This window comes from Streptomyces sp. NPDC052496, from assembly GCF_040679095.1.
Classification (GTDB): Bacteria; Actinomycetota; Actinomycetes; order Streptomycetales; family Streptomycetaceae; genus Streptomyces.
Genome location: NZ_JBFAUH010000010.1, coordinates 155,889 through 167,571, shown reverse-complemented (window position 1 = coordinate 167,571; position 11,683 = coordinate 155,889). Strand labels below are relative to the sequence as shown.

The following is an 11,683-nucleotide window of genomic DNA, read 5'->3' as shown; positions in this document are numbered from 1 at the left end:
TTCAGCCGTCCAGCCCTTCAGTGGTGATCCGGCTCATTATGTCCCGGCCGGGGGCGGCCCGGCCGACGGGGCCCGCACCGGCGGGCACCCCGAGAAGCGGTCCCGCCGGGGCATCGTCAACGGCGTTGGCCATGCGGTCGATGGCGCCATCGACGGCACGGCGCCGCTGCGGGGCCCGTTGACTTGTCGCAAGGCTTGACGCACCGTGTTGAGACAAGACTTGAGACATAGGAGGCGACGTGCCGAAAGGAACGGTGCCCGATGGCTGACCAGCCGGTGCGCCCGCCGCAACTGGCGCGGGCCGGCGCGTGGCTGACCTGCCACGGCCTGGCCGATGTCCGGCCGACACCGCTGCTGGCCACACGTTTGGCGACCCGGCGGGGCACTCGCCTGGCCGCTGACGTCCTGCTGGCCGCGTTCATCATCGCGGTCGCCCTCATCCACACCGTCAACCGGCCGGACAGCACCGCGGTGGGCGGGCCCGGGCCGTACCGGCTCGGTTCACTGCTGATGCTGACGGCGGTGGTGGCCGGGCTGGTGCTGGCTCAGGCGCTGCTGGACCGGTGGGTACGGCGGGTCGACCGGCAGGCCGCCGCGGCGTTGCCACGACGGGCGGCCCACCCGGTCCGGCTCGGCTGGCGCACCGTGCTCGGCCCGCCGCATGCCGCGTTCGCGGCTGCCACCTTCGCGGGCGCGACGGCACTGGCGGTCCGCGCCCTGGCCGAGCAGGACTCCACCGCGCAGTACGCGGCACTCGTCCTGCTCATCGGACTGTGCGGGATCGCGGTCGGCATGGTGGTCCAGCTGCGCCACATCCTGACGCACCCGGTCGTGGCCGACGACGAGGTCTCGCTGACCGCCGACGTCATCATGCGGGTCGAGGACGCCCGTTACGTCGCCACCCCCTCCGTGGTGTGGTGCCTGCCGGCCGTGTCGGTGCTCGCCACCGGGCTCGGCCGGTGGACCGCCGCCTGGCTCGCCTTCGTGGCCCTGAGCGTCATCGCGCTCGCCCTGATCACAGCACGGACCGCACGGAGTTCCACGGTGGCACAGCACGCCATGAGCGCCCGGTGAGACCAATGATCGTCATCGACCCGGCCTCCCCCGTCCCGCCGTTCGAGCAGCTCCGTGCCCAGCTCGCCCGGCAGATCCAGGACCGCACACTGGCCGTGGGCGCCCGGCTGCCGACCATCCGCCGCCTGGCCGCGGACCTCGGCCTGGCAGCCAACACCGTCGGCCGGGCCTACCGGGAACTGGAGGAGGCAGGGCTGATCGAGACCCGCGGGCCGGCCGGCTCGTTCGTCTCCGCAGCCGGCGAGAAGGGACGCGAGCAGGCACGCCGCGCCGCCGCCGAGTACGCCGCCGTCATCGCCGGCGCCGGCATCGACACCGACGAGGCCCTGCGCATCGTCCAAGCGGCGCTGGCCAACGGGATCGCGGCATCGCCCTCGCCGTGACCGGCCGCCTCCGGACCGGACGACGCGCAGCGCCGCCGGCCGCGCAGCCGCGGATGCGGGAGCGCGCACCCACCACCCTCCGGAACGACGGAGACGTACGGAGCGCATCACCGGCCGACGCCGAGAACCCGCAGGAACTCCTCGGCCAGCCGGCCGGTGTCGATGCTTTTCGCGCTGCGCCCGGACCGGATGTGGAAGAAGGCGGACCGATGAGGAGCGCCGTCGCCTGGTCCGTCGTCAGGTCGCTGTCGCCTGCGGCGAGTGCCGGTGCGACGACTCTCGCGGCGCTCTCGCCGAGGATGTCCCCGAAGGAGAGCAGGGCCGCGACGGCCGTGTCGTGCTGGGCCTCTCCGAGGAGTGCGCGATACGCGGCCCCGGCGTGGGAGTCCGCGAGGAAGGTCACCAGCGCGTCCAGATAGACCGCGATGCGTTTCGCCGAGTCGTCGCTCAGGGGCACCGAGAATTCCTGCCGGGCGTCGATGGCGCTCGCCTCGTACAGGATCTCGGCCTTGTTCGCCCGCCACCGGCAGACGGTCTGCCGCCCCACGTTCCGGCGGCGGGCGGCGGCCATCCGGTCGCCGCCTGCCGTGTCGCTGCGTTTCCCGACGGGCAGATCCCGCGGTGAAGCGCGCGTCCGCCCGCCCGGCGAGCGGCACGGCGCAGGCGCGATGGGGTGGTGCCGGTGCGGCGTGTGGTCCATCTGCAAACGGTCGGGCAGAAGTCCTTCGCGCGCCTCGTCCGCGCCGCGGAGCGCCACATCTACACCAGTTACGTACGCGACACTCCCCCACCCGGCTTCCGTTCGCCGGCGGCGCGGCAGTACGTCCGGGCCGCGGCGGACCGGACGCGGCGCAATCCCGGCGGTTCGTTCCCTCGCATCATCAGCGTCCCGGCCCAGGAGCCCGGCCGCAGCGCCATGCGCCGATGGCTGCGCGAGCACGACGAGGAGATGCAGAACCTGGCCAACTACCATGCCCGCGTGGTGACCACGGACAGTGGTGTCGACGCCGTCACCATGGCGGTCATCGACGACACGGCCGTGCTGGTGCTGCTGACCGCGGACGGATCGTTCATGAGCGGGCACAGCCTGGAGACGGCCGAGGCGGTCAACTCCTTCCGGGACTACCACCGGTCCTGGTGGGCCTCGGCGGAGCCGCTGGAGAGCTACGCCCGGCGCACCCGTCCGATGGCCGACGGGGCCTGACGGCAGGCCGTGCGGCAGGACATGCGTGTGCCGAATCTACCGATCGGCAATTCACGCACCCAGAAGCACGTACCATTCTTCATGTATCGGTTGACGCGTATGGGCCGAGGGGCCAGCCTGGGTGCGAGGCAGGTGAGCCGACGAGGAAGAGGAAGGTCATGCCGGAGCCTGCGCGCTGCGCACCCCCCTGCACCGGGCACGACACCGAACGCGCCACAGGCCGCACCACGGCGGCCGCCTCGGCCCTCGAACCGTGTCTACTGGCCCTCGAAGTCACCCCGAACGGTGACCGCACACACGCCGCCCTCAGAGGGGAACTCGACCTGGACACCGGCCGGCACGTCGAACCGGGCCTGCACACGGCTCTCAGTCACTCCACCCACGGCCTCGACCTGCATCTCGACGCCGTGCGCTTCTGCGACTGCGCCGGCCTGGGCACCCTGCTGCGCCTCCGTACCCGGGCCCTGCAGCAGGACAAGACCGTCACCATCCGCACCGGCAACCGCGCCGTCGACCAGGTCCTTGAGCTGACCGGCACCCGGGGTCTGTTCGCCGCCACCGCCCCGCCGGTGCCGCACCGGGCAGACCCGTCCGGCGGAGCCGGAGCGAACGGCGGGGCACGAACGGCAGGAGACGGCCGGCCTCCGTCATAGGCTGATCATCCGCACGTGACGGACAGGAGACCGATGTGGCCAAGTCGACGCCGACCGAGACGCTGCCGACCGAGACGGTGGCGGCCGAGGTGATGGCCGAGCTGACCGAGCTCGCGGACCCGAAGACACGCGAGGTGAACGAGAAACACGGTGATGATCACGGTGTGCGCCTCGGCTCGCTGCGCGCGCTCGCGAAGCGCCTGAAAACGCAGCAGGAACTCGCACGTCACCTGTGGGCGACCGATGACACCACGGCGAAATTGCTGGCGACCCTGGTCTGCCGCCCGAAAGCCTTCGGCCGTGACGAGCTGGACGCCATGCTGCGCGCGGCCCGCACGCCCAAGGTGCACGACTGGCTCGTGAATTACGTGGTGAAGAAGAGCCCGCACGCCGAAGAACTGCGTGTGGCCTGGTGCGCCGACCCGGATCCCGTGGTCGCGAGTGCGGGCTGGGCGCTGACCGCCGAACGGGTCGCGAAGAAACCCGGGGGCCTCGACCTCGCAGGACTGCTCGACGTCATCGAGGCGGAGATGAAGGACGCCCCGGATCGTCTGCAATGGGAGATGAACCACTGCCTGGCGCGGATCGGGATCGAGCACGCCGAATACCGCGCCCGCGCCATGGACATCGGTGAACGTCTGGGAGTCCTCAGGGATTACCCGACGTCGCCCGGCTGCACGTCTCCGTTCGCGCCGGTCTGGATTTCCGAAATGGTGCGCCGGCAGGACGACAAGACGGTGGACTGACCATAAGACGGCGCTGACCACAAGGCGGCGGCCTGTCCCCACCCAACTCCCGCGAGTCGCACTGAGCTTCGGCCGCCGCGCCTCCCGGGGCGCATCCGGCAGCTCGGCTTCCGCACCCGGGGCGTGACCGGTACGGTGGCGGCAATGCGCCCGGTGCGGGGCAGGGTGTGCCGGGAAGCCTGGTCGGCGTTCAAAGGGCTGCCGCCAGCCCGTCCGACGGCCTTCTGGAGGGCCCGATGCGCAGCAGCCCGCCCATCATGGCCCCGCTGCGCCGGCTCCCGCTGATCGAGCCGCCCGATCCCCGGCTGACCGTGCGTACCCGTCGCGATGCCGGCGGTGCCACGGAACTGGGGCTCGTCGGCGAACTGGACGTACGTACGGTGCGCCTGCTGTGCGATGTCACCGTCGCTCACCTGAAGTCCGGCCGGCGGCGGCTGCGGCTCGACCTGTCCGGCATCACCTGGTGCGACAACGCCAGCCTCTACACCCTTCTGGGCATACGGGGCGCCGTGCACGCCGCCCAGGGCAGCCTGGAGCTGACGGTGGCCAGCCGGACGGTCGAGCACGCTCTGGTCCGTACCGGCGTAGGGCCCCGTCTGACCCCCTGTCCCGGCACGTCGGCGTGCTCCCGTAGGGCGGCGCACCAGCCCTCGGCGGACCAGCGCCCGGCCCCCGCCGGGCCGCGTCCGCACCGGACGTTCTGGCGGGGCTCGTGCGGTGAGCTGCTGTGCTGGGAGCCGCAGGGGCCCGGGCCCATCGTTTTTCCTCCCTGATCTCCGGCGCCCGGGCAGCGTCGCTCCCACGGCGCGCGGCCCGGCCCGTACGCACCCCCGTACGTACGGGACGGGCCCGGTCGCGTCGGTACGCCGATCAGTTGACCGCGGTGGCCAGCATGCCGGGCTCGTACGAGCCTCCGGGCATACGGGTGATCACCGCGAGCCGGTTGGCCGCGTTGATCAGGGCGACCACGCAGACCAGGGCGGCCGTCTGGTCGTCGTCGTAGTGCTTGCGCACCTGCGCCCAGGTCTCCTCGGAGACACCCTGGTGGGCGTCGGCGAGCCGGGTGCCTTCCTCCGCGAGCGCCAGCGCGGCCCGTTCGGCCTCGGTGAACACGGAGGACTCGCGCCAGGCGGCGACCAGGTTGAGCCGGAGCGCGGTCTCACCGGAGGCCGCGGCTTCCTTGGTGTGCATGTCGATGCACCAGCCGCAGCCGTTGATCTGGCTGGCGCGCAGCGTCATCAGTTCCTGCGTGGCCTTCGGCAGCGACGACTGCTGGAGGACCAGGCCGACGTTGGCGAACCGCTTGGCGAACTTGGAGCCGAACTCGTTCTCGAACAGGTTGAAGCGGGCGTCCATGATGTCGTCCTCACTCGTGATGTGTAGCGGATCCGCGATGTGCGGCGGATCTCGTGGTGCGCAGCGGATCTTGTGGTGTCCACTGATCCCGTGGGGTCCACCGATCCCGTGGTGTGCGCTGAACGAACACAAGACGCCTGCGTCCGGCGCCCTGTGACAGGGCGACGGTGTGACGTACGCCACCGCGCGCGGCTGTCACAGAGCGGCGCGGACCGGCGTCTTGTGCGCGTAGCGCCGTCGAGAGCGAAGAGGCAGGAGCACCCGGTGAACAGCGAGTACAGCGAGCGCGCAGCGGACACGACAGAGCAGCTCGCCGGCGGTGGACACGCGGATCCCGCCACCGAGGTGTTCGTCACCCACCGGAATCTGCTGTTCACCGTCGCCTACGAGATGCTCGGTTCGGCCGCCGACGCGGAGGACGTCCTCCAGGAGGCCTGGCTGCGGTGGGTGGGGGTCGATCTCGGCACGGTGCGGGACCAGCGTGCGTACCTGGTCCGGATCGCCACTCGGCAGGCGCTGAGCCGGCTGCGTACGCTCGGCCGCCGCAAGGAGTCCTACGTCGGTTCCTGGCTGCCCGAGCCGCTGCTCACCGCGCCGGATGTGGCGGAGGACGTCGAGCTGGCGGACAGCGTCTCGACGGCGATGCTGCTGGTGCTGGAGACCCTCACGCCGACCGAGCGGGCGGTGTTCGTGCTGCGCGAGGTGTTCGACTTCGGGTACGAGGAGATCGCCGAAGCCGTCGACAAGAGTCCGGCCGCGGTCCGTCAGATCGCACACCGGGCACGGTCGCACGTCGCCTCGCGCCGGCCGCGCGGAACCGTTTCCCCGAGCGAGACCCGTGACGCGCTCGACGCGTTCCAGCGGGCCGTCGAGACGGGCGATGTGCAGGGCCTGGTCGACATCCTCGCGCCGGACGTCGTCCTCCTGGGGGACGGCGGCGGAGTCAAGCAGGCCGTCCTGCGGCCTGTCGTCGGGGCCGACAAGGTGGCCCGCCTCCTGGTCGGCGGTCTGCGCAAGAACGCGTCGGTGTCGCTGCGGCCGGCGCAGGTCAACGCCTGCCCGGCGCTGGTCATCCGGCTCGGCGACGAGATCGACACGGTCGTGACGGCGCGTGTCGACAGCGGGCTCATCACCGGGCTCTACGCCGTACGCAACCCCGAGAAGCTGTCGCACATGGGGCGGGAGGTCGCACTGCGCCGGTGAGCCGAGCCGGCGGCCCGTGGCTGCGGCCCAGCGGGGAAACAGCGGCGAACTCCGCAGTTTCCCCCTGGGCCACATGAGTACGCGTACGGATGGTCCACGGGGATCGCGATCAGCATGCTGGCACCGTGACAGAACACAACGAAGGTCCTCAGGTCATCACCCGTCGCGACCACCAGGCGGCGGAGAAAGTGATGAAGGCCATCCTCCTCGTGGCTGCCGTGGTGGGTGCGGCTCTGCTGTTCTACATCGTCTTCTTCCTCGGCATCTTCGCCGCGGCCGCTTGAGCGGCACATCTCCCATCTCCCGCCGTTGGGCCGGACCCGCGTCAGCCAGGGTGCCCGGCCGTCAATTCCTTCTCCCACTTGAGGAGGTCGTCGAAATACTGGCGGCCGCCGTCCGTCCATGCGGCCACCGGCTCCAGTGCCTCGATGGTTCCCCTGAGCCGGTGCAGGGCGCCGTCGCGCCGCTCGGCGGCTTCGGACGGTGCTGTCGGCTCCGCGGCCCAGCGGGTGAGGCCGTACGCCATGCGGGCCAGTACGTGTGCGGCGTGCACGGCGCCGGCGACGGGGCGCGGGTCGGGGCGCAGCGGGTGGCTCACCATGACGTCGCCGTTCGTCACGTACGGCTCGAAGTGGTTGCGCAGATAGAGGGCGTGGTGGCCGGTTTCGTGCAGGAGCGCCTCGAAAGCGGCGGCAGGACTTTCGACGCTCGTGGTGCCGAGGTAGAGGGCCCCGAAGGTCGGGCGAAGGGTGGCCGAACGGAAGGCGCCGCCCTGCACATACACGATGACGCGGATCAGCAGATCCGTTTCCAGGGCGGCTTCGGGCCATACTCTGCGCAGGATCTCCCGGGCGGATTCCAGGTGCGCGATTCCCTCAGTCATGTCCGGCGTGCTGAAATCGGCGTCGCCCGTGCCGCTCGTCCGCTGAACATCCGCCAGCAACTGGTCCGCGCCCCATCGGCACCAGTCGGGGAGCGCCGACTCGTCGAGCGTCACATGCTCAAGGGGCGGCATGAATCCGGCCGTGGCCAGGCTGCGGGCCAGGTCTGCGACACGTACGGGATCGAGCATGGTGGGCCGGGCTGCCTCCCAGACCAGACCGGGGTGCAGGCAGGGGGGCGTCCGGCCCTCCGGGAAGTGCGGCGCGAGGCGCTGGAAGATGTCCCGTCGGTAACTGCGGACCAAGCTCATGGTGCCGGCCGTGGTGATGCCGACCCGTCGTGCTTCGTCCCGCCCGGTGCCCATCAGGCGGCACCGGACGGAGCGTCGGTCTGCAGAATTCCGGCGAGCGTGCCCGCGTCCGCTTCGGCTTTGGTGAGCTGATCCTCACGGGCCTGGAGGCGCCGCACGATCAAGGCGGATATCATCTCGTCGCCGAGGTTCTCCAGCGTGTGGAACACGTCCTTCCGGACCGCTTCCCAGATGTCCTTCGACTGGCCGTTCAACGCCTCGGCCTTGCCCGGCAGACGGCCCCGCAGGGATTCGCTGCGCTCGGCTGCCAGGTCCAGCACGTCGTGCAATATCTGGGTCCAGGTGTCCTCCAGCCCGTCGGAGAACGCGATGTGTACGGAGCCGAGTTCGCCCGTGGTCCCCTCGTGGTAGAAGCCACGTGGCAGGTAGAGGCAGTCGCCGGCGTTGAGAGTGACTTCGAGGCACTGCGGGGTCTGCGGCGTGGCGCCCGGCTTCGACCGCTTGACGGGCCACTGCTTCGGCGGCTCGTACAGCCGCCACGTCTTGGAGCCGGCCAGCTGCCGTATGAAGATGCTGGACAGGTCGTAGTGCACCTCGGCACCACGTGCGTGCGGGGGTGTCAGGAAGGCATTCGCGGCGACCGGGCAGCCGAGGTCTTCGGCCAGTTCCGAGCAGAACGATTCGACCTCGGGGCAGTACGTGGACATCGCCTGGAAGACGAGGGTTGCGCCGGCCCGCATCTGGGACACGACGTAGCGCGGATCGACGAGCCCGGAAAGCACCCGGCGCTCGCTGGGTTCCCCTTCGCCCTTGGCCGTGCTCCGGACTCCGATGTCCTCGCCACTGCGCCACATCCTGATGTAAGGGGTACGCAGTCCGCGGTCGAAAAGGAGCTGCTGTGCGAGGTCCATCGAGAACACGTCGTCCAGCTCGCCCATGTCCCGGCTGACGTACGGTTCCTTGTCCCGAAGGGAAACCAGCTTGGACGGATCATCGAGGAGCTTTTCCACCGCCATCTAAGACCTCCGCTTGTTCGGCATCCGGCTGTTCCTCCTGATGGAAATCGCGCACCCCTGGCACCGTCAGCACCAGCAGCGAGGCGGCGAGCTGTACGACCGCGGCGACGACGAGAACGGTCGTACGGCCCAGCGCGTCTGCCAGCGGCCCGGCACACGCGAGGCCGAGCGGCAGCAGAGCGAGGCTGCACAGCCAGTCGACCGAGCTGACCCGGCCGAGGATCGACGGGGAGAACTGGCGTTGCAGTGCGGTGTGCAGGAGGGCGTTGAAAGGCATCATCGCGAGCCCCGCGATGACATATCCGCCCACCACCCACCCCAGCGAGAAAGGCGTGAGCAGTACGAGTGGGACGGTGGTGAAGAGCGCGTTGAAAATCATCGCACTGGTTCCGGGGCGCCTCAGCTTGACGCGCCCGACGACGATCGTGCCGACGAGGCCGCTGAGACTGAACATGGCGAGCACCAGGCCGTAGGCGGACGGCCCCGAGAACTTCTCCTGCGTGATGACCGGCAGGAGGACCATATGAGGCGCGACGACGAACATGGTCTGCAGCGCGGTCATGGCGAGAATGGCCGACACCCAGCGGACGCGGCGTACCGCGGAAAGCCCTTCGCGCGTTTCCTGAATGACGGAGGAGCGGGTGGCCGGCCGTTCCCTCGGTGGTTCGGTGACCGCGAGAACACACACCAGGCTGACCGCGAACGAGACCGCGTTGATGACGAAAGCCGTCCGGGTGCCGGCGGTGGCCACCAGCAGTCCGCCGAGCGCCGGCCCCACCACGGCTGCCGCGCTCTCCATACCGCTCCGCCACACGTTGGCGCTGAGCAGCCGCTCTTCGGGGACGAGGGAGGGCACCAGCCCTCCGTACGCGGGGCGGAAGAACGCCTCACCGCTGCCCACCAGGAACGTCATCACGGCGAGCGACAGTGTCGCCGTGTCGAACGCGCCCAGTACGACCACGGTGAGGGCGGCCAGCCGGAATCCGTCGGCGAGCATCATCGCCCGGCGCCGGGGCACGCGGTCCGCCCAGACGCCGCCGAGGAGCGCGAACAGGACCATGGCGAGCATCCGGCCGCCGATCACCAGCCCGACATCGCCCGCGTCACCGCCGACCTCGATCACCCGGAGCGAGACGGCAATGGTGAAGAGCTGGTCTCCCACGGCGCTGACCGCTTGCCCTGCCCACAGGAAGCGGAAGTCGCGCAGTCCCATGGCGCTGTCGGCCAGCCGCCCGGTGAGCCATGTTCCACGGTCGGGCATGTTCAGCCGATCGGCGCCGCGGACGCTGACCCGGACCCGGGTCTTGTCGCGGACTCAGGATCTGTCAACTGCCCGTAACCGTACCCGCAGCAGTCGCCCGTGATGTCCTCGTCCCTGACCAAGGGGGGATGCTCGTCACCGGTCAGCTGAAGATTGCCCAGGTCGATGGGTTCGGATTCTTCGTCGAGGAAGAGTTCCGCGCCGTCGGTGATGAGGTCGAGGTGTACTTTCTCCTCGTAGCCCACCACGGCACGGTCCTGATTGTGCTGCCCGAATCCGATGTGCACGCCCACTCGCCGTTCGTTGATGTGCGAGTTGGCCGGGATGAATTGGTCGATGCCTGAATTCGTACCGAATCCCAGCTCACCCACCCGAGTGCCGTGCGGCTGCTTGAAGCACAGTTCCACCAGCTCGCGGACATCGTCATCGGCTCCGGAGAAACCGGTGGCCCGACCGTCCTCGATGTCGACCGTCAGCGGGTGAGCCGTCAGCCGGGTGTCGATCCGCGTGATGACGTTGCAATTGAGCGCCCCGTCCGCCACCAGGCGGCCGTCGATCCTGGCGGGATACGTCGCGATCTCCCCCGCCGGGAGAATGGTGAAGCCGCCCGGCCGCCACACGCCGCGATTGCTGATCCAGTCGAACCGGTCGTTGTCGAGGTGAATGCGGAGATCGGTGCCACCACGGCTGCGGACCCTGACGCTGCGCGCCTCGGTCAGTCGCGTCAGCAGTGCGGCATTGCGGGCGCTGAGTTCGTCCGGGCCCAGGTTGAGGGCCTTCTCGAAGAACTCTCGCGACGCGCTGATGATGCGTACCACCATGCACCGGTCGCCGCCGAACCGTTGCAGCACTTCGAGGAGGGGCGAGAAGTGCGACATGGTGTCTCGTTCAAGCGTGAAGATGACCAGCCGGCCGGTGAAGGAGCCGGCGTCCGGCATGGCGGAGTTCAGACGCCCGGCGAACTCGTAATCCACGAGCGGCCGCATTCCCACGATCTGCGTGCTGAGTTTTCGCTGTTTCAGGCCGGCCACCAGCCAGGCGGCCGCCTCCCGGCTGTCCGGGGAAAAGGTGACGACGCAGTGGTCGCGGTCGGAAATGCCGACGTACCGGTCGAGGAGTGCGTCGACTCCATCCCGTAGTTCGCGGCTGAGAGTGGTCTGCACAACGGTCAAGACTTGCTCCCCCTGGCCTTGGTCGCGTCAATGAGAGTTCCAGCCGCGACATACTGGTGCGGCTGGAACTCCCAAGGGCCTTACCGGAACAATCAGGTGGCTATGAACCACGCCATGAGGGGGCCTTCGTTGCCGCTCCCGACCGGTTCGAGGACCTCTTCCGATTCGGCCGCGGAAAGTTCCCGCAGAGCGTCCTCGACCAGCGATTCGTAGGAGGCCGGTTCAGCGATGGTGCCGGTTGCTGAAGCGTGACTCGGTGTCATCTTTACTCCTTTCAGCCGACAAACTCTGCGTGATGCTATGTGGCATGACCATGCATGGTCAACATGCGGCACCGATCAACTTCCGTTGCACGTACGGACCTTGGCGGGGAAACGGAACGGGTGCCGGGCTGGTGGAGGCCCGCCCACGCAGGCTCGGACC

The 11,683-nt window shown here is 69.6% G+C and carries 15 protein-coding genes; 8 read left to right on the top strand and 7 right to left on the bottom strand.

Annotated elements, in window-relative coordinates:
• Position 1 precedes the first annotated feature (1 nt).
• Positions 2–133, bottom strand: a complete 132-nt coding sequence (locus AB0L45_RS16100) for a hypothetical protein (RefSeq protein ID WP_365840182.1) — start codon at positions 131–133, stop codon at positions 2–4.
• 128 nt (positions 134–261) lie between these two features.
• Here AB0L45_RS16100 and AB0L45_RS16095 point away from each other — a divergent pair, with 128 nt between their 5' ends.
• The 6 genes from AB0L45_RS16095 to AB0L45_RS16070 all read left to right on the top strand — a co-directional run bounded on the left by AB0L45_RS16095 (position 262) and on the right by AB0L45_RS16070 (position 4,833).
• Entirely contained in the window at positions 262–1,074 is an 813-nt protein-coding gene (locus tag AB0L45_RS16095) for a hypothetical protein (RefSeq protein ID WP_365840180.1), read from the top strand.
• A 5-nt stretch (positions 1,075–1,079) separates the two neighbouring features.
• Positions 1,080–1,457 carry a GntR family transcriptional regulator gene (locus AB0L45_RS16090; RefSeq protein ID WP_365840308.1) on the top strand — a complete coding sequence of 126 codons (378 nt, stop codon included), beginning with the start codon at positions 1,080–1,082 and terminating at the stop codon, positions 1,455–1,457.
• A 691-nt stretch (positions 1,458–2,148) separates the two neighbouring features.
• Positions 2,149–2,661, top strand: a complete 513-nt coding sequence (locus tag AB0L45_RS16085; protein ID WP_365840178.1) for a hypothetical protein — start codon at positions 2,149–2,151, stop codon at positions 2,659–2,661.
• Positions 2,662–2,819: 158 nt separating this feature from the next.
• A complete protein-coding gene (locus AB0L45_RS16080) occupies positions 2,820–3,314 on the top strand; it encodes an STAS domain-containing protein (protein ID WP_365840176.1) in 495 nt (164 codons plus the stop codon).
• Between the two features lie 92 nt (positions 3,315–3,406).
• Positions 3,407–4,060 (top strand): DNA alkylation repair protein, encoded by a 654-nt coding sequence (locus AB0L45_RS16075; RefSeq protein ID WP_365840306.1) that lies wholly within the window; start codon positions 3,407–3,409, stop codon positions 4,058–4,060.
• Between the two features lie 236 nt (positions 4,061–4,296).
• Positions 4,297–4,833, top strand: coding sequence for an STAS domain-containing protein (locus AB0L45_RS16070; protein WP_365840175.1), 537 nt, complete (start codon positions 4,297–4,299; stop codon positions 4,831–4,833).
• 97 nt (positions 4,834–4,930) lie between these two features.
• Here the strand turns inward: AB0L45_RS16070 and AB0L45_RS16065 are convergent, their stop codons facing one another.
• Positions 4,931–5,416, bottom strand: a complete 486-nt coding sequence (locus tag AB0L45_RS16065; protein ID WP_365840173.1) for a carboxymuconolactone decarboxylase family protein — start codon at positions 5,414–5,416, stop codon at positions 4,931–4,933.
• Positions 5,417–5,680: 264 nt separating this feature from the next.
• Here AB0L45_RS16065 and AB0L45_RS16060 point away from each other — a divergent pair, with 264 nt between their 5' ends.
• On the top strand, positions 5,681–6,619 hold the full coding sequence (locus tag AB0L45_RS16060; RefSeq protein ID WP_365840171.1) for an RNA polymerase sigma-70 factor: 939 nt from the start codon (positions 5,681–5,683) through the stop codon (positions 6,617–6,619).
• A 125-nt stretch (positions 6,620–6,744) separates the two neighbouring features.
• The gene (locus AB0L45_RS16055) at positions 6,745–6,903 is read left to right on the top strand and encodes a hypothetical protein (RefSeq protein ID WP_365840169.1); all 159 of its coding nucleotides are present in this window, start codon (positions 6,745–6,747) and stop codon (positions 6,901–6,903) included.
• Positions 6,904–6,944: 41 nt separating this feature from the next.
• Here AB0L45_RS16055 and AB0L45_RS16050 read toward each other — a convergent pair whose 3' ends face one another.
• From AB0L45_RS16050 to AB0L45_RS16030, 5 genes are all read right to left on the bottom strand, one after another.
• A complete protein-coding gene (locus AB0L45_RS16050) occupies positions 6,945–7,811 on the bottom strand; it encodes an HEXXH motif-containing putative peptide modification protein (protein ID WP_365840167.1) in 867 nt (288 codons plus the stop codon).
• A 53-nt stretch (positions 7,812–7,864) separates the two neighbouring features.
• Positions 7,865–8,827, bottom strand: a complete 963-nt coding sequence (locus AB0L45_RS16045) for a cupin domain-containing protein (RefSeq protein ID WP_365840165.1) — start codon at positions 8,825–8,827, stop codon at positions 7,865–7,867.
• The gene (locus tag AB0L45_RS16040) at positions 8,802–10,088 is read right to left on the bottom strand and encodes an MFS transporter (RefSeq protein ID WP_365840163.1); all 1,287 of its coding nucleotides are present in this window, start codon (positions 10,086–10,088) and stop codon (positions 8,802–8,804) included. The genes AB0L45_RS16045 and AB0L45_RS16040 overlap by 26 nt, the downstream gene beginning before the upstream one ends.
• 2 nt (positions 10,089–10,090) lie before the next feature.
• The gene (locus AB0L45_RS16035) at positions 10,091–11,260 is read right to left on the bottom strand and encodes a hypothetical protein (RefSeq protein WP_365840161.1); all 1,170 of its coding nucleotides are present in this window, start codon (positions 11,258–11,260) and stop codon (positions 10,091–10,093) included.
• A 92-nt stretch (positions 11,261–11,352) separates the two neighbouring features.
• Positions 11,353–11,523, bottom strand: a complete 171-nt coding sequence (locus AB0L45_RS16030) for a hypothetical protein (protein WP_365840159.1) — start codon at positions 11,521–11,523, stop codon at positions 11,353–11,355.
• Positions 11,524–11,683: the final 160 nt, after the last annotated feature.